This window comes from Pseudomonas gorinensis, assembly GCF_042015035.1.
GTDB lineage: Bacteria > Pseudomonadota > Gammaproteobacteria > Pseudomonadales > Pseudomonadaceae > Aquipseudomonas > Aquipseudomonas gorinensis.
In genome coordinates this window covers 3751474-3768687 of sequence record NZ_CP167125.1, presented here as the reverse complement: position 1 = coordinate 3768687, position 17214 = coordinate 3751474, and the positions used below count along the sequence as shown (strand labels likewise).

The 17214-nt window shown below is 57.7% G+C and carries 18 protein-coding genes and 3 pseudogenes; 8 read left to right on the top strand and 13 right to left on the bottom strand.

Features of this window, described 5'->3' with window-relative positions:
• The first annotated feature begins 130 nt into the window (after positions 1–130).
• The 3 genes from AB7933_RS17205 to AB7933_RS17195 all read left to right on the top strand — a co-directional run bounded on the left by AB7933_RS17205 (position 131) and on the right by AB7933_RS17195 (position 2282).
• On the top strand, positions 131–331 hold the full coding sequence (locus AB7933_RS17205; RefSeq protein ID WP_370694611.1) for a hypothetical protein: 201 nt from the start codon (positions 131–133) through the stop codon (positions 329–331).
• Between the two features lie 240 nt (positions 332–571).
• Positions 572–1816, top strand: coding sequence for an ATP-binding protein (locus AB7933_RS17200; protein WP_023628980.1), 1245 nt, complete (start codon positions 572–574; stop codon positions 1814–1816).
• A 232-nt stretch (positions 1817–2048) separates the two neighbouring features.
• A complete protein-coding gene (locus AB7933_RS17195) occupies positions 2049–2282 on the top strand; it encodes a hypothetical protein (RefSeq protein ID WP_023048074.1) in 234 nt (77 codons plus the stop codon).
• A 329-nt stretch (positions 2283–2611) separates the two neighbouring features.
• Here AB7933_RS17195 and AB7933_RS17190 read toward each other — a convergent pair whose 3' ends face one another.
• Entirely contained in the window at positions 2612–3730 is a 1119-nt protein-coding gene (locus AB7933_RS17190; RefSeq protein WP_028688847.1) for a site-specific integrase, read from the bottom strand.
• Between the two features lie 117 nt (positions 3731–3847).
• Here AB7933_RS17190 and AB7933_RS17185 point away from each other — a divergent pair, with 117 nt between their 5' ends.
• A complete protein-coding gene (locus AB7933_RS17185) occupies positions 3848–4837 on the top strand; it encodes a site-specific integrase (RefSeq protein ID WP_023628979.1) in 990 nt (329 codons plus the stop codon).
• Positions 4838–5135: 298 nt separating this feature from the next.
• Here AB7933_RS17185 and AB7933_RS17180 read toward each other — a convergent pair whose 3' ends face one another.
• The 5 genes from AB7933_RS17180 to AB7933_RS17160 all read right to left on the bottom strand — a co-directional run bounded on the left by AB7933_RS17180 (position 5136) and on the right by AB7933_RS17160 (position 8618).
• On the bottom strand, positions 5136–5420 hold the full coding sequence (locus tag AB7933_RS17180; RefSeq protein ID WP_071576115.1) for a LysR family transcriptional regulator: 285 nt from the start codon (positions 5418–5420) through the stop codon (positions 5136–5138).
• Between the two features lie 10 nt (positions 5421–5430).
• Entirely contained in the window at positions 5431–5763 is a 333-nt protein-coding gene (locus AB7933_RS17175) for an ArsR/SmtB family transcription factor (RefSeq protein WP_223194054.1), read from the bottom strand.
• Positions 5764–5772: 9 nt separating this feature from the next.
• A complete protein-coding gene (locus tag AB7933_RS17170; RefSeq protein ID WP_023048077.1) occupies positions 5773–6444 on the bottom strand; it encodes an alpha/beta hydrolase in 672 nt (223 codons plus the stop codon).
• Entirely contained in the window at positions 6441–7256 is an 816-nt protein-coding gene (locus AB7933_RS17165) for a DODA-type extradiol aromatic ring-opening family dioxygenase (RefSeq protein WP_023048078.1), read from the bottom strand. Before AB7933_RS17165 ends, AB7933_RS17170 begins: the two co-directional genes overlap by 4 nt.
• Before the next feature lie 462 nt (positions 7257–7718).
• On the bottom strand, positions 7719–8618 hold the full coding sequence (locus tag AB7933_RS17160; RefSeq protein ID WP_023048079.1) for a LysR substrate-binding domain-containing protein: 900 nt from the start codon (positions 8616–8618) through the stop codon (positions 7719–7721).
• 162 nt (positions 8619–8780) lie between these two features.
• Between AB7933_RS17160 and AB7933_RS17155 the strand changes: the two genes are divergently transcribed.
• Both AB7933_RS17155 and AB7933_RS17150 read left to right on the top strand, forming a co-directional pair.
• Positions 8781–9137 carry a putative quinol monooxygenase gene (locus AB7933_RS17155; protein WP_023048080.1) on the top strand — a complete coding sequence of 119 codons (357 nt, stop codon included), beginning with the start codon at positions 8781–8783 and terminating at the stop codon, positions 9135–9137.
• Between the two features lie 94 nt (positions 9138–9231).
• A complete protein-coding gene (locus tag AB7933_RS17150; protein WP_023628975.1) occupies positions 9232–10026 on the top strand; it encodes an SDR family NAD(P)-dependent oxidoreductase in 795 nt (264 codons plus the stop codon).
• 308 nt (positions 10027–10334) lie between these two features.
• Here the strand turns inward: AB7933_RS17150 and AB7933_RS17145 are convergent.
• From AB7933_RS17145 to AB7933_RS17135, 3 genes and pseudogenes are all read right to left on the bottom strand, one after another.
• A pseudogene (locus tag AB7933_RS17145) lies at positions 10335–10509 on the bottom strand (transposase); the annotation flags it as partial.
• 291 nt (positions 10510–10800) lie between these two features.
• Complete coding sequence (locus tag AB7933_RS17140) at positions 10801–11205, bottom strand: DoxX family protein (protein WP_023048084.1); 405 nt, start codon at positions 11203–11205, stop codon at positions 10801–10803.
• An 83-nt stretch (positions 11206–11288) separates the two neighbouring features.
• Positions 11289–11933 (bottom strand): annotated as a pseudogene (locus AB7933_RS17135) (NADPH-dependent F420 reductase); the annotation flags it as partial.
• Positions 11934–12021: 88 nt separating this feature from the next.
• Here AB7933_RS17135 and AB7933_RS17130 point away from each other — a divergent pair.
• Entirely contained in the window at positions 12022–12966 is a 945-nt protein-coding gene (locus tag AB7933_RS17130; RefSeq protein WP_023048086.1) for a LysR family transcriptional regulator, read from the top strand.
• A gap of 39 nt (positions 12967–13005) precedes the next feature.
• Here the strand turns inward: AB7933_RS17130 and AB7933_RS17125 are convergent, their stop codons facing one another.
• From AB7933_RS17125 to AB7933_RS17110, 4 genes and pseudogenes are all read right to left on the bottom strand, one after another.
• On the bottom strand, positions 13006–13203 hold the full coding sequence (locus AB7933_RS17125) for a tautomerase family protein (protein WP_023048087.1): 198 nt from the start codon (positions 13201–13203) through the stop codon (positions 13006–13008).
• Positions 13204–13436: 233 nt separating this feature from the next.
• Positions 13437–13892 (bottom strand): annotated as a pseudogene (locus tag AB7933_RS17120) (IS5 family transposase); the annotation flags it as partial.
• 214 nt (positions 13893–14106) lie between these two features.
• Complete coding sequence (locus AB7933_RS17115) at positions 14107–15261, bottom strand: acyl-CoA dehydrogenase family protein (RefSeq protein WP_023048089.1); 1155 nt, start codon at positions 15259–15261, stop codon at positions 14107–14109.
• 61 nt (positions 15262–15322) lie between these two features.
• Positions 15323–16189 carry an IclR family transcriptional regulator gene (locus AB7933_RS17110; RefSeq protein ID WP_023048090.1) on the bottom strand — a complete coding sequence of 289 codons (867 nt, stop codon included), beginning with the start codon at positions 16187–16189 and terminating at the stop codon, positions 15323–15325.
• A gap of 236 nt (positions 16190–16425) precedes the next feature.
• Between AB7933_RS17110 and AB7933_RS17105 the strand changes: the two genes are divergently transcribed.
• Positions 16426–17211, top strand: coding sequence for an enoyl-CoA hydratase (locus AB7933_RS17105; RefSeq protein ID WP_023628973.1), 786 nt, complete (start codon positions 16426–16428; stop codon positions 17209–17211).
• Positions 17212–17214: the final 3 nt, after the last annotated feature.

The following is a 17214-nucleotide window of genomic DNA, read 5'->3' as shown; positions in this document are numbered from 1 at the left end:
CGGGCTCATTGTGGTCCGCCTGTGCCAGGCGTTGGCGACGCCTGACCGTACAGGCGGTTACCGGAGTGATGCTGGCGGGTCGCAGGCTCGCTGCAGCAAGCTGATTCACTGGACCCAAAGGAGCCTCTCAATGAAAATCACAGCGGCGGAACAGTTCGAATGCGTCAGTGACGTCCTTTGTGATGTTTGCGGCGATAGTACGCGTGTTGAAGGATATGGGTTGCAATTTGGGACCCTTCAGGGCAGTTGGGGATTCGGCTCGGTTCATGATGGTGAGCGTTATGAGGTCCATCTCTGCGAACCCTTTTTTTCAGAACAATGGCCGACCTGAAGAGCGCGCGGATGGTGAATACCATGTTCATCGACGTCGACGAAGACTTAGGCAATTTCGGACGGGTCGCTCGCGATGATTTTTTTCAATGACGGAGGCAGCTTGGCTTGATAGGTAACTCCAGCTGGACCAACATTTGCCGAGTCTCGGGTATGCAGGTGATGGCGGGGTGAAAAGCTTGGATTTAGCTGTTTATCGGCCCATTCCCGCTGTTCGCTATTCCTATTAACGCGGGTGCATATGGACCCCGTCTGCAATCCGTACTCCCCTGGCGCTGGTACGCCTCCACCTGAGCTGGCAGGTCGCGATCAACTGCGCGAGCGGGTCCGTCAGTCGATCGGGGGAATTCGCGTGGGCCGACCTGCCAAAAGCGTAATCCTGGTTGGGGTGCGGGGTGTCGGCAAAACAGTACTGTTGAACCAGATGCTGCGAGATGCCGAAGCCTCGGGCAATCTCGCCGTCTACGTTGAGTCATCCGAGTATCGCTCTCTGCCAGCGATACTCGCGCCACAGCTCCGTCTCGCCTTGCTGCGGCTGAGCTGTATCGTACCTGCCAAGAACGCAGCGATAACTGGACTGCGAGCCTTAGCCGGTTTTGCCAAGGCTTTGGAGCCGAAGTTCAGCGATCTCAAGGTCGGTATTGACTACGAAGCCGAGGCAGCTCTGGCGGGCAAAGGTGATCTCGAGGAGGAATTTACAACCCTGCTGACTAAACTCGGTGAAGCCGCCAAAGCAGCTCACACCGTCCTTGTTATTTTCGTGGATGAGCTGCAAAACGTAGCAGAAGAACAGCTCGCCGCGCTTATCGCAGCGCTGCATCGCGTCTCGCGATTGATCTTGCCGGTTGCCCTCGTCGGTGCAGGCCTCCCACAACTCCGACACCCTGCTGGACATGTGAAAAACCACGCGAAGCGCCTCTTCGACTACCTAGAGGTCGGTTCGCTGGAGCCACACCAGACGCGTCTGGCCTTTGTAAAACCAGCGGAGGCCGAGGGCGTGACTGTAGACTCAGAAGCGGCCGACATGGTTGCTCACCTCACACGCGGCTACCCTTATTTCATTCAAGAGTGGGGCAGTCATGTCTGGGACGCAGGGCAGAATAACCACATCACGCTTGCAGACGTCCAGAAGGCGTCCGGGCACGTTATTGCTGCTCTGGACGAAGGTTTTTTTAGGGTAAGACTCGACCGAATGACCGTGGCAGAACACATTTATTTGCGCGCCATGGCTTCGCTTGGGGAGGGGCCTCATCGTTCGGGCGACATTGCGGCATCCCTGGGCCGTACAAGCCGATCTCTCACCTCAATTCGCAACTCCCTGATTAGCAAAGGGATGATCTGGTCGCCGCCCCACAACGGCGCCGCTTTTACCGCGCCGCTGTTCGATCTGTACATGTGCCGGATCATGCCCGGTGACAGCTGGCGGTCTAGCCTTCCAAGGGCTGACGGCATTTTTTGTCCACCTGAAGAGGGCTCAGATGCTTAGAAGCGAATGCACTCATCTTGCTACGGCTACGATGGTTTGTTCACATCAAGGCTGCTGTCACATCGACTCGAATTTGCACGTACGCTGTGGAGTGCTGAGCGGCTAAGTCGAGGCTTCACTGTGTGCGTCAAAAATGGGATCGACTTACCTGTGATCGGGGCGTAGGGTCGCTCATGGATATCTTTTCTACGGGCAGCATCGACATCAGGCTGGCAGGAGCAGAGAACAGAGCATGAGCGAACTCAGTGATGATGAAATAGACCGACTAGAGGCAATGATTCCTAAGCTGGCCGCCGTCGCCACTAATGCTGCGTATCTGCGTGCGGTTGCCGCAGGGCATTCACTGATAATGGCGAAGGATGGCGTGCTCGTACAAATTCATCCTGACGGTTCGGAAAAAAAGCTTCGCGACTTGTGCAGCAAGCACAGGGTCGAGTCTGGTAAGACTTTCAGTGTGGGTATTTGAAGCGCACCTGCCGACCAGGCGTATTCATAAGGCGAGCGCAGGCCACAGCGACTGGTAAGCACTTGACTATCTTGCCCCTGCGACGGAGCCTTCGCTGTCTAGCGCAGGGCCGCCAGCTGTTTGCTTAACTACCCGAGTAGACGAAGCATGCTGAGATGCTGGCTGCTTGGGCGTCGCCATGCGGTCATGTATTGGTTACACCCGGAGTTGCGAGTGCCCAGCTGGGGTTGCGCATCAATTCCGCTACCGTGCAATGGACTCATAACCAGGAGCTCCACCTCTCAATAGGACACGCGTGCGCGGCATTTTCCGACGCGGTGCGTCGACCGCTAGTCAGGCTGGTTGGTTGGGCCTGATGGGGCGGGCAGGGGTTGAAGCAACATCGAGGCGCGGCTGCTCAGCAGCACTCCGGCTTGGAAGTAGCCCATAACGGTTTCGACACTGCGATGTTCAGTCATGGCCATCACTTCACCCAATGGGGCCCCCTGGCGACCCGCTTCCGTTACAAAGCCCGAGCGTAAGCTGTGCGCGGCCCAGTCGCCGTCGAGGCCAGCCAATTTGGCGCGGCGCTGAACGATCCGTGCTACCTGATCAGACGATAGTCCGAACGGGCTGACTTTGCCGCCCTTGTAGAGGCGCCGAAAAAGCGGACCGGTATCGGCGGGCGCGGCGATGAGCCAAGCCGTCAACGCGTGTGCAGCGCGACCCAGCAGAGGTTTTTCGCGACGGGATCCCGTGGTGTCTGTTTTGGTGACGCCCAGCGTATAGAGCCAAGTGTCTTCATCCAGTTTGCGCACATCGTCGACCTGCAGGCCGGTCACCTCGGATCGACGACGCCCGCCGCCACTCCACGCCATCAGGAGGAGGGCGCTATCACGAGTACCGCGAATGCCATCCGTACAGGTCGCCAACATGGCCTCCAGAGCCTCCACCACAGCTGCCGTCTTTTTGCGGACAACTACCCCCTGGCGCGCCTGGGCTTTTCGCGCATCTCGCAGCAGCGTTTTCACTGCCAGTGCTTCAGTTGGGCTTTCCCAGTTGTTGAAGCGATGCCACCTGCCCAGTGCCGAAAGCCGATGACATACCGTGTTGTAGCTCAGAGGTCCCGGCTTTGCCTTCACACGTGCCGCGACTAACGCGGCATCGATGGTCGGCGGTAGCAGATAGGTCCATGCACCATTTGCCAGTGGGCGCGCCAGGTGATCCACCACGAACTGAATGACTACAGTCGACTGTACAGGCGCATCGCCCATCGCAACGCCGTAGCGCAGGTGCAGCCAAGCCGACCAGTAGGCGAGGGCGCTGCGATAGCTCCGTACCGTGTTTTCGGCGGTGCCGCTGGCAACAAAGCCTGCGGCCGCCTCCTGAGCCTTCAACGCCAATCTACTGGGGTCTAGGGTGGGCTCGTCGATCAACGGCATCTGATCAGTAATATATGATACGTCCAACGTATTATATTTCCACTATCCAATAAATAAGGTCGGATAATCTTTAATTATCCAAGGTGAGGCGATTTTTTCGTCGTTTGGCAGTCGCTCACCAGTACATCAAGGGGATGTGCGTCGATGAGCCACGAGATCGAGCGGTACCTGCAGGCCGGTACCCGCCCCAACACCCGGCGCAGCTACCGGCAAGCGCTCGAGCACTTCGAGGTCGCCTGGGGCGGCTTTCTGCCGGCGACCAGCGATGCCATCGTGCGTTACTTGGTCGATCACGCCGCCACGTTGTCCAGCAACACCCTCAAGCTGCGCCTGGCGGCCTTGGCGCAGTGGCATGTCAGCCAGGGCTTCCCGGATCCGACCAAGACCCCGCTGGTTCGTCAGATCCTCAAGGGCATTCGTACCTTGCACCCGAAGCCGGAGAAGCAGGCCGAACCGCTGCAGCTGCGCGAACTGGAGCAGTGCGTGGCGTGGCTGGAGCGGGCGGGCGAGAAAGCACTGGACGAGGGCGACCTGCCGCAGCTGTTGCGCTGCTGGCGTAATCGCGCATTGCTGCTGATCGGCTTCTGGCGCGCCTTTCGCAGCGACGAACTGTGCCGCCTGCAGGTCGAGCACATCCAGGTACGGCCGGGGGAGGGCATGCAGCTGTTCCTGCCGTGGAGCAAGGGCGACCGTGACAACCAGGGACAGACCTACAGTGCGCCGGCGCTGGCCCGCCTCTGCCCGGTGCAGGCCTACAACGACTGGATCTGTGTCGCCGGCATCGCCCGCGGTCCGGTGTTCCGCGGCATTGACCGCTGGGGTCACCTGCGCGAGCAGGGCCTGCACCCGCACAGCGTCATCCCGCTGCTGCGGGCGGTACTGAAAGCGGCCGGATTGCCCGCCGAGTTGTATAGCAGCCACTCCCTACGCCGTGGCTTTGCCACCTGGGCCACGCGCAGTGGCTGGGACCAGAAGGCGTTGATGGGCTATGTCGGTTGGCGCGATGCCAAGTCGGTACTGCTCTATGTGGACAGCACCGGCTTTTTCCCCGGGCAACTGCGGCCGATGGTGCCAGGCCTGGAGGCGGAGGCTTTGTCGAGTTTGCCTCGTCCAATTGCACTGCCGGGCAGTTGACCGCCTCAAGCCATTCAGCACTTCCGGTGATGGCTGCTTTGTTTCCGCGGAGCAATTACACCCAATGCTGGGCTTTGGCCTTGATGTGGCTGGTGTTATTGATACGTATCGAAAGGGCGACGGTAAACCATGAGAGTTCGCCATCAGATGATTGCTCAATTACAGACAGGAATGTTCAGCTTGCGTCGGCATAACATGATGCCACCAGCGACATAGACTCCAGTCATCTGTCAGTCCACCTGACACCGCCAGTCATGAGAGGTTAGAGCAGGCCAATAGTGCTCTGCTGCAAAGAGGATTATCTAAAGTTCGATGCTAGTGTGGCTGTAATCAGTCTCATCGCTGGACATAATTCAGAAGCAATTTTTTTCGCTTTCGGTGTTGCCACAATACCCCTGCCCGAACGAGTAAAGAGCGGATCATTAAATTTGTCACGTAGCTTGACCAGCGAATTGCTTACGGCTGGCTGTGTTACGCCAAGACTCTTGGCTGCTAACGTTATACTTTGTTCCTTGTAAATACACATAAAAACCACCAATAAATTGAGATCGATGGATGCAAATGTGTCCTCGCGAATAGTCATGGCAGAGCTCTCAAATCCCCTTTACAGCATCGCTTTCAATGTTTTCACCAGCATTTCGATGGTGTATTCGCAGCGTTTGAAAAAAATGGATCGGGCCGAGCTTTTGGCAAGTAATCAATCCTGTGCGATGCAGCGTGCGCAAGTGATCGGACACGGTCGATTGGGCCAACTTGCACTTGCGCTCAATCTGGCCGGCACACACACCGAGCAGGAATGCATGTTCCTGCTGCGGAAAGTGTTTCTCTGGGTCACGGAGCCACTCAAGGATCAACCGGCGCTGGGGGCTGGCTAACGCTTTAAGAAGTAGATCCACTTCCGTAAGTTTACTGCGGGAGTTCACCATCAAGGTCGCTCAGGCGATGTTCAATACAGGCTTCAGCCACTGAATGAAATCTTCCACTTCTTCATTGGTGATTTCGTGGCCCATGTCGTACAGGTATGTTTCATGATGCACGTTCAGTTGGTGCAACCAGGCATCCGCTTTTTGTGCCCAAGACACGGGGAGCTTGTTATCACCATAGCCATGAGCAATAAACGCCGATAGCGAACTCAATGCTTGAGCGCTGGCAATGTGTGGTGCCAGCTCAGGGAGAATTCTGCCGCTGAACAAGCCAAAGCCTAGCACGCAATGAGGGGCGCTAAGCCCGACGCTTGCACTGAGAATACCGCCCTGGCTAAAGCCAGCTATCACTGTAGGCATTTGTGGTAAGGCAGTTACAAGCTCCACTAGTTTCTGGCGGCTGGTTTCCGCTTGCTCTTCAACGATCACCGGGCCTTCGTTGGTGAAATTTACCTGAAACCAGGCAAAGCCCTCAGCTGCGATTTGCAGGCGGCTGCGTACCAGCAATATTTCAATTCCTTCTGGGATAAAGCCGGAAAGGCCTGCCAGATTGGTTTCATTACCGCCTACACCATGCAATAGCAGGAGACGTGCACGAGGGGCAGCAGCACGGATTACCCGACGATAGACAAGGCCGGATTGCGGTTCTTGCTGCAGTTCTGAAATGGCTAGTGGCAGGTTCATGCTTGAGTAATCTCCTGAGTGGCGGTTGGGCTTTTGAACAGGTAGCTGTCCATAGCCAGTACGCCGTCGGCGACACCGCCCTCTAGCACATCCACGGCGTAGTGCTCGCCTGCGGCACCGAGCGCCAGAAATAGCGGCAACAAATGTTCTTCACTGGGGTGCGCACGCTCGGCCTCCGGGGCATTGCGGCGGTAGGCGAGCAGCGCTGGCAGGTCACCGGCTTGCAGGGCGTCACGGATCCAGTCGGAAAAACGCGCTACGTACTCAGCCGGGTCGCCGTAGTTGCTACGGAACTCATAAAGGTTATGGGTCAGACTGCCGGAGCCAATGATCAGCACGCCCTGATCGCGCAGCGGCTTGAGTGCCTGGCCAAGCTGCCAGGCACCCAATGGATTGAGCGGGTGGGGCATGGACACTTGGACCACCGGGATATCCGCAGTGGGCAATAGGTGCAGCAACGGCACCCAGGCGCCGTGGTCCAGGCCTCGATTCGATTCGGTAGTTGCGGCAATCCCATTGCGGGAAAGCAGGTTGCAGATTTGCTCGGCCAATGCAGGATTGCCGGTTGCAGGGTATTGCAGGCGATACAGTGCTTGCGGAAAGCCTCCGAAGTCGTGAATGGTTTCCGGCGCCTTGCTGCTGCCTACACGCACGCTCCCACGGGTCATCCAGTGAGGAGAGACGATTACGATGGCGCTAGGCCGTGGCAGCGCTCGGCCTAGCTCAGCCAGGCGTGCCCCGGCCTGGCCGGGTTCGATGGCAAAGGTTGGTGCTCCGTGGGACACGAACAACACTGGATAGGCCAGACTCATGGTTGAAATCCTGCTTAGATATTGGGGCCGCAGCAGCAAGAGGTGGACTGATCGGCGTTGCAAAGCGTGTGCGCCGCTCACTGACCTGCCTACCCACAGCGCACTGATTGGCTGGGGATGGCTCAAAGTTTATAGATTCGATTTTGGAGATAAACTCAGATATTGGTGAATAACTATCTCGAAAACCGGGATAATTGGCGGTCACTTGTCGACTCTTCAGGCCGCTGCCAGCCGGAGCGCTGAGCTACACATCAAGGTGCCAATATTGCCCCCTGCGCCTGGCCAGAACGCAGGTTGGTGAGTAGATCCCTGGTCGGCGGGCTCTAGTATTTGGGGGCTCCCTGGCTTTGTTACAGATCAGTCCGCGCTCATCGCTATGGCTGCTGAGTGGCACCCTGAGTTAATGGGGCTGGCGTTGATCAACCCCGCGCCAAGGTCGCGCAGTAGCTGTCCGTTCTGCCGTTAGCTGTGGCCATACAGCTTCAATAACTCGTCGACCAGGTAACGAATTTTGGGCCGCAGATGATTGCTCTTCGACCATAGTGCGTGGACCTCGACAGGCGCCGGTTCAAAGGGCTCGAGTACCGTAACAACAACCTGCTGGGCGATGTCCTTTTCAAATAGACAGAGCGGCATCTGGCAAATACCGAGGCCGGCTCGCGTGGCTTCAATCATCGCTTCGGCATCGTCAAACTGATAGGTCGGTGGTGGCGAGAACTTCAAGGATTGCCCGGCCTGGGCCATTTTCCAGGGCATTAGGCTGCCGCGGCGATAGCCGACGATGCTGCGGTGCTGGCCCATGTCCTCGAGCGTCAACGGCGTACCATATTCTTCCAGATAACCCGGCGCTGCACAGGTTACCCAGCGGTGTGACGTCAGGCGTCTGGCCACCAGGCCGGGGACGTTGTCGACGCTGCCAAAACGAATGGCCAGGTCGATACCTTCTTCCGTCAGGTCCACCAGTTGGTCGCTAAAGGTCAAGGTCAGTTGCAACTGCGGGAAGCGTTTGCTCATCTCCAGTAGCACCGGCAGTACCACCTGTTTACCGAACGCGACCGGCATGTCCACCCGCAAGCGCCCTGTGGGCACGCCTAACTTGTTGCCGAGGTTGCTCTCGGTGGCCTTGATCTCCTCCAGCGCATTGGACCACACGGTGAAGTAGGCCTCGCCATCCGGAGACAGGGACAAGCGGCGGGTCGAGCGATAAAACAGGCTGGTACCCACCCGTGCCTCCAGCCGTGCAATCGCCTTACCTACGGCCGACTTGGACAGCCCCAGGCGCTCGGCTGCCTCTGTGAAGGTCGCAGAGCGGGCGGTGGCGAGAAAAATATGGATGCCGCTGAAGGAATCTTCGGAGGTCATTGCCGTTTTCCTAGGCGCAAGAGTTGGTAGCAAATTACGCTACCTATCTGTGATTTCAAGGTTGTTTATCAGCTTGCTGCTCTACCTTAGCATGGCTGCTGACTCAGCAACCCTCTGCATCTATCGCATGGGGTTGGTCATTTACTTCTGTGAGGACGCCCCATGAAAGACGAAGTCATCAGCATTTTTACCCTAAGCCTGGCTCCGGAAGACTTCCCTGAATTTAAAACGCTGGTTGCCAAGATTGTCGCCGCTACGAGCGAAGAGCCTGGCACCTTGATGTACGAATACAGCGTCAACGAGGCTCGCACTGAGGTGCACATTATCGAGCGTTACCGTGCCGATGCTGTCGTTAACCATATTGAAGAAACCTTCGCGCCGTTCGGCGAAAAGTTTCTCGAGCTGGTGAAAATCACCAGCCTGCTAGTTTATGGCAACCCAGACGCGCCGACGCGCAAGCACCTGGATGCCTTTGGCGCGGTGTACATGAATCCGTTTGATGGGTTTACCCGGACCTGACACCGCCAGTCAGTAGCCGGCGGACAAGACCGCTGACTATTCAGCAACCGATCTAACCTGCCGGGTACTACCTGGCGCTAGAGGGTCAATACGCATGCACATCAATCTTGCCGGCAAGACCGCTTTGGTTACTGCCTCCACAGGCGGCATCGGCTTCGCCATTGCCCATGGCCTGGCGCTCACCGGCGCTATCGTGATCATCAACGGGCGGAGTGACAGCTCGGTCGAAAAAGCCCTGGCACGTTTGAGCGAAGCGGTACCGCAGGCCACCTTCAGCGGAGTCGCGGCTGATCTGGGCAATGCCGACGGCGTTGGCGTTCTTACAGCTGCGCTTCCCACCATCGACATTCTGGTCAACAACGCCGGCATCTATGGTTTGGCCGATTTCTTCGAGGCCGATGACGACTGCTGGGAAGACTATTGGCAAACTAACGTAATGTCCGGTGTTCGCCTGAGCCGCGCGTTGGTTCCAGCCATGGTCCAACGAGGTTGGGGTAGGGTGGTGTTTATCTCCTCGGAGTCAGCCCGAAATATCCCGGCCGATATGGTTCATTACGGCGTAACCAAGACGGCGCAACTGGCGTTGTCGCGTGGCTTGGCCAAACGTGTGGCCGGCAGCGGCGTAACCGTTAACAGCGTGCTGCCAGGCCCGACACTGTCTGATGGCTTGGCTGAGCTGCTCAAAGGAGAGTCTGCCCGCTCCGGCAAATCCTTGGAGGCCGTCGCTGCCGAATTCGTCATGACCCACCGTCCCACCTCGTTGATTCAACGTGCGGCCACGGTCGATGAGGTCGCCAATATGGTCGTCTATATCTGCTCCACCCAGGCGTCAGCCACCAGCGGCGCTGCGCTGCGGGTCGATGGCGGCGTGGTGGACGATATCCTCTGAACCCTTGACTACCTGGCACGTGTGTTCCGCACGGGTGACCTGAAGGTCACCGGCGCGCACGCTGTCAGTGAGTGAGCAGATCTCCAATCGATTCCGCTGCCAGTTGATACGAACGGCAACGCGCCGTCGGGTCGTAGATGCGCGCATCAATCATCAGTTCGTCTACGCCGGTGGTAGCACTAAACAACCACCGACTGAAGTCGGTGGGTTAGTGAATTACGGATTGAAAGTCCGGATACGCGTCGGCTGAACGACGCGTCGCATTAGTCCGGCTCCATCTTGAAATTATCGTTCGGGCTCGGCTCTGGCATCAAGTGACCCTCCACGATCCGGCACTCACGCTGCCTCGCCAACTCATGTAGCACCTCCCCCCAGGTGCTTGCGGATCGCTCCGAAGATCGCCTTCTTACGCCTCTTCGGGATGAATACAACGTGGTACTTACAGTCCCACTTCGTGTGAGCAAGGCTTTGGTAATCTCTCATTGGGTACCCCTATCTCTTGGTCGAGATAGAAGGTTCCTGATGACCGCATCACACGGTCAACCTCAAGGAGTCCCTCGGCTAAGCCGGGGGATTACCTTGTTTATTTAAGACTTGAAAGCCAAGCGGATAGATCGTCCAACTGCCTCGATATCCCATGCCCACTCGACCCTTTCATGTGCTGCGTACGCCGGACCGGGGCATGACACCAAGGCTGAAAAGCTTTCTGGATTTTACCCTTGCCAAGTTTGGCGAGAACCCGGCAAAGGCAACCTGGCCGAAAGCAGCGAGCGGTTAGTTACGTGCTGAACGTTTCAAGGCGAAGGCTCCGTCATCCAGCAGCGCCAAGGCCAGTGCAGTGAATGCCAGAAAGACCGGGTATTCCCAGCCACCATTGGCGTTGGTGAAGCTCCAGCCATTACCGAAGTGCACGCTTGCTGCCACCAGCAGTTGCACGGTGGCTAGGGCCGCTACCCAGCGAGCGAGTACACCAAGGATCAGGAACAGGCCGCCGACCACTTCAAAGGCAATGACCGGATAGGCAAGAAAGCCGGAGAAGCCAACGGACTCAAAGAAACCTGCTGTGCCGGCCGGGGTGAACACCAGCAGCTTGGTCAGGCCATGAGCGAGAAACATCACGCCAAGGATTAGGCGTAGTACCAGGGCGGCATAGGGGAGGGTGCGGCTAGCGGCGGTCATGGGTGTTTTCCAATACGGGGAGTGTGGGTTGCCCGGGGCCACAGCTGTTTCGGCCGTGGCGCCAGGCATTGGGTAAGTGGGAATTAACGATTGAGCCAGACCGGCGCGATCTGCGTGCCGAGCCCTGCGCCATAGCCGAGGTAGATGTTCAACCCGGCCAACGCTTCCAGATAACGCGCGTTTACCAAACCGCCGGCATCCACGGTTTTCCAACCCAGGCTTTGCGCAAGAGCAACGGCGGTTTGTTTGGCTCGTGCGCTATCGCTGGCCAGGAACACGCTGCCTTGCTGCTCGTTGGCAAATGTGGGACCGCTGGCCAGCACTTGGGCGAACAGGGTGTTGAAGCCCTTGACCAGCTCCACACCTGGCAGCGCCTTGGCGATTTCCTCCGCTGCACTGGTGCTGTGGCCGATGGTCAGACCCATGTAGTCGGCTGTCAGCGGGTTGGTGATGTCGATGACCACTTTGCCTTCGAGACTGCCCAGACTTTTCAGCGCGGTTAAGGCGTCCTGGTAAGCAGTGGCGACGATCACCACTTCGTTCTGGCCAAGGGCCTGATCAGCGGCGAATGCTTCGACGTTTTGATGCTGCGCGGCGAGGGCGTGCGCCTTGTCCAGATCACGGCCGGTGATACGAACATGGTGTCCAAACTGGGACAACTGTTGAGCGAAAGCCGAGCCCATGTTGCCGGTACCGATAAGGGTAATGTTCATGTCTTTTGCCTCGTGCTGTGTGTGATGGGATCCAGTTTAAAGATTCGATTTACGAGATAAACATGATTTAATGTGACTTATAGTTCCGATAAGTGAGGCAATAATGGATCGCGCGTTGGAGATGCAGGTGTTTTGCGCCGTGGTCGACAAGGGCAGCTTTGTCGGTGCCGTCGATGCGCTGGAAATGTCCAAGGCCGCCGTTTCCAGGCATGTAAATGCGCTGGAGGAACGCCTGGGCGTACGCCTGCTGCAACGCACCACGCGACGCTTATCACTGACCGAAGAAGGACGGGTTTTCTACCAGCAAGCGCGGGAAGTGCTGGCGTTGATGGGGGAGGCGGAAAGCGCTGTTTCTTCGGGCAACCATGAGCCTGCCGGCGTGCTGCGGGTCAATGCGCCGGTGAGTTTTGGTGTGTTGCACCTGGCGCCGCTGTGGACTGCCTTTTTGGAGCAAAACCCGAAGATTGAGCTGGATATCAGCCTGAACGATCGCCAGGTCGATTTGGTGGAGGAGGGGTATGACGTCGCGGTGCGCATCGCCCGGTTGGAAAGCTCTTCACTGGTGGGGCGCCGGTTTGCCAGCACGCGGATGCGCCTGTGTGCAGCCCCGAGCTACATCAAAAGCCATGCACCAGTAGAAGTGCCGCAAGACCTGGCCGAGCACCGGGTGATTGCCTATAGCAACTTTTCCAGTGGGAACGAATGGAGTTTTACCGGGCCCGATGGCGAGCATAAGGTCAACACGCGTTCGGTCATTCGCTGCAATAACGGTGATACATGCCGATCTATTGCGTTGACTGCTGGCGGCATTTTGCTGCAGCCAAGCTTTATGGTAAGTGAGGATCTTCGGCGGGGTGATCTGGTGGAGTTGCTACCGGAGTATCGCTCGGTAGAACTGGGTATTTATGCCGTCTACCCAACCCGCAAACACCTGGCATCCAAGGTGCGGGCATTTATCAATTTTCTGGTCGAACAGTTTGAGCAGGTCGACTGGGAGTCCGGCTACCCAGCACAAAAGAGCCAAGCCCGGGCTGCAAAGAAGATGTAACACTCCTTGCAGCCCACTGGCCATTAACGCCGAATGACCTTAGGTCTTCTTCGGATCGTCGCCGAACAGCTTGCCTGCACCGGCCCAATCCGATGGCGCCACGTCTTCAAAAATGACGTAGATGTAATTGGCATCGGTACCGGTGTTTTTCACGATGCTCTGGGTGATTTCTGCAGCGACAGCTTCCTTCGCGGCGTGGTCTTTTCCTTCGAACCAGCTGACTCGTACAACGGGCATGGAGTGATCCTCTATTCAGGTTGGGTTTAGCGCGATTAGGGCTAACCATGCGGTCAGTCCGGGCTCAGCCAATCAATGCAGCAGAGCAGTCGAGAGAGAATAGGAGAGATACAGAAGGCGATAAACACGCTGTAAATCGCCTATATGTAGAAATTATTTCTCCAATCAGCCCGCCATTTACCGGCGCACCGGCGATCAACAGTTGCTAAGTACCGCTAGGGGCTGTTGCCATTTCACATGGGTAGCCATAGGAAGGCACAGGCCATGGCCACCACGCTCTCGTAATTTCTCTTGAGCTTGTCGAATCGAGATGCCACCGCCCGGTAATGCTTCAGCCGGGCAAAGGCGTTTTCCACCAGGTGCCGATTGCGGTAAAGACCTCTGTCCAGATCCGCGTTGCCTTTCACGGAGTTACGCTTTCTCGGGATCACGGCCTTGGCCCCTTGTAGCTCAACCTGCTCCCGGATTCTCTCGCTGTCATAGCCCTTATCCGCGACGATGGTTTCTGCCGCCGGGAGCTTGGAAATCAACGCGGGTGCCTGAGTGCAGTCATTGATTTGGCCACCTGTGATTTCAAACTCGATGGGCAAGCCGTGGGCGTCCACCGCCAGGTGAATCTTGCTGGTATTGCCAGCTCGACTTTTCCCTATAGCCTCATCGTTGCCGCTGGCAGCGCCTGCACTGTGCTGTGCGACCTACTGTGGCGTAGTTGGAATTCCAGTTTCGTGCAGCTACCCCGCAGTTCATCTGGGGGTAGGTTGACGGGAAGCTCGCAGGCTGAGGCTTTCGGGACCACACCAGTGGAACACGCACTCATGTCGAACAACTACCTTGAAGCCAGGATGTGGCGCTATTGAGTCTCGGCGCGACTGGAGCCCAACTGGTGTCAGAGCAGGTGCCGTGTCACCGCTGCGCTTCGCGGATCATGTTACGGGCGATAACCACCTGCTGAATCTGTGTGGTGCCTTCGTAGATACGGAACAGCCGCACGTCACGGTAGAAGCGCTCAATGGCGTACTCGCTGACGTAGCCGGCGCCACCGTGGATCTGCACGCAGCGGTCGGCGACACGACCGCACATCTCGGTGGAGAACATCTTCGCGCAGGAGGCTTCGGTACTGACGTTCTTGCCCTCGTCGCGCTTGCGCGCGGCATCCAGCACCATGCAGCGGGCCGCGTAGATTTCGGCTTTGCTATCAGCCAGCATCGCCTGGATCAGTTGGAACTCCGCGATGGGCTGGCCGAACTGTTTGCGGTCCAGCGCATAGTGCAGGGCATCGTCCAGCATGCGTTCGGCTGCGCCGACACTCAGTGCAGCGATATGCAGGCGGCCCTTATCCAGCACCTTCATCGCGGTCTTGAAACCAACGCCTTCGACGCCGCCTATCAACTGGCTGGCGGGCACTCGCGCATTTTCAAAGATCACGTCGCAGGTATGGGCGCCTTTGTGGCCCATCTTGTGGTCCGTCTTGCCCAGCGACACGCCGGGTGTGCCGCGCTCAACGATAAAGGCGCTGATACCGGAGGCGCCTTTGATTTCCGGGTTGGTACGGGCCATCACCGTGTAAATGCCCGCGTGTGGCGCGTTGGTGATGTAACGTTTGGTACCGTTGAGGATGTAGCTGTCAGCGTCACGCACAGCATTGGTTTTCAACGAGCCCGCATCGGAGCCGGCATCTGGCTCGGTCAGGCAGAACGAGCTGAGCAGCTCGCCGCTTGCCAGTTGCGGCAGGTACTGGTTGCGCTGCTCCTCTGTACCGTCAAGCAAAATGCCGATTGAGCCAATGCCGTTGTTGGTGCCGATGTAGGAACGGAAAGCCGGTGAGGTGCGACCCAACTCGAAGGCGATGTTTACCTCTTCCTCCATAGTCACGCCCAGGCCGCCATAGGCTTCCGGAATCGTTAACCCGAACAGGCCCATCTCGCGCATCTGATCGACGATGTCCTTAGGGATCGCATCCGTTTCAGCCACCTCGTTTTCCCGAGGAATCAGTACCTCACCGACGAACTGGCGAAGAGAATCCAGCAGAATCTGCAGGGTTTCGGTATCACGGATCATGTGCGCTCCTCTGGGCCCGGAAGTGGGCCGATGTAGTACGGTGCACCGTCACCCTGAAGGGTTACCGAGCGGCGGCGCCGATGTTGTTAACCATGTTGATCAGGCGAGGCCCGATATCGTCAGTGAGCTTGTCCCGTGGAAGCTGGAAGCTCGGTCCACCGCAGTTGAAGGTCAGTAACCCGAACTGCGGGTGTAACAGCGGCACGGCGACTGAGTTGACGTCGCGGTGCCACTCGCCGATCGATAGGCAAAAGCCGTAATCGGTGTAATCGCGAAACGCGCGATCCAGGCCCTTGCGGATCACCGGCCACTGTGCTGCTTCGCGTTGGCGCATGTGGTCGAGGAGAAACTCTCGCTCGCTCTCTGGCATCGCCGCCAGGCATGCGCGTCCCGCCGAGCTTTGCGCCAGTGGCAAGTAGCTGCCGATCTGCCGCCGCATCGTGGTATTGCCTTGGCCCTGAACGACGTCCAGGTAAACCATCTGCAGGCGATCCCGGGCCGCCATTGCCACTGCGGCTTGAGCGTGATTGGCCAGCTCTTCCATCAGCGGGTGCGCCACCGAGCGAATCGACAGATTCGACAGCATGGCGTAGCCGAACCCCAGCACACCGACATCCAGCTGGTACTTGCCCGAGTGCACCTCACGCTTGAGGCAGCCAAGGCGCATCAGGGTGTTGGTCAAGCGCGTCACGGTCGGCTTGGGTAGCCCGGTCATCCGCGCCAGTTCCTGATTGCCCAGCACGTTGTCGCGCGGGGTAAAGCACCGCATCAGCTCCAGCCCACGTGCCAGCGCAGTCACGAACTGGCCGCTGGTTTCGTCCTCACTCGACGCACTGGCCGGGTCGAGCATGCCCATCTTCAGTAAAGCGATTTCATCCGCTCCAGTGCTGCTCTCAGCCTTCTGCTGATCCGCTTTGTTGCGTGCCATGGTAGAACCTCATTTTTGGAAATTGCAAGCAAATAAAAGTACGTTTCGTCAGGCGAAATTATATTTGAGCCGAGATGAAATGCAAAACGCTCATTTTTAGATAGATAATATATTGATTAATAAAGAAATAATAAAATAGTTCAGATTTCTGATTTACATGAATTCGCGACCCTACCTATGATATCTCGTAAATACGAAATGCAATTTCGTATAGCGAAACGTGTTTAGAGGTGGGTATGAGTCACGAACCTGAATCTGTAGTGAACCTGGAAATTCGAGAAGACGGCGTTGCCGTCGTACGCATCGACCGGCCAGAAGCCAAGAACGCGCTCAATAGCGCGGTGCGTGAACAACTCGCCGAGCACTTTCGGGCACTGGCTCGCAATGGGCAGGTGCGGGCGATTGTACTTACCGGCGGTGACACCTGTTTTGTGGCCGGAGCCGATATCCGCGAGTTTGCCCAAGCGCGCCCGATTGAAATGTACCTGCGCCATACCGAGCTGCTGTGGGAAGCCATCTCCCGCTGCCCCAAGCCGGTCATCGCTGCAGTGAATGGTTTCGCCCTTGGCGGCGGCTGTGAGCTGGCCATGCACTGCGACATCATCGTCGCCGGCGAGTCGGCGCGCTTTGGCCAGCCAGAAGTCAAACTCGGCCTGATGCCGGGCGCCGGCGGTACTCAGCGTCTGATCCGCGCGGTCGGCAAGTTCCAGGCAATGCGCATTGCCCTTACCGGGTGCTTGGTCTCGGCCCAGCAAGCCTTGGCCATGGGCATGCTGAGTGAAGTGGTGGGCGACGAGCAGACCATTGTCCGTGCACTAGAGCTGGCCACTGAAATCGCCGCCTTGCCGCCGCTAGCCGTCGCGCAGATCAAAGAAGTGATGCTGGCCGGTGCTGACCTGCCGCTGGAGAGCGCGCTGGTGTTGGAGCGCAAGGCCTTCCAATTGCTATTCGATTCGAGCGACCAGAAAGAGGGCGCTCAAGCCTTCCTGGAAAAACGCAAAGCGATCTTCTCAGGAGAATGAGCG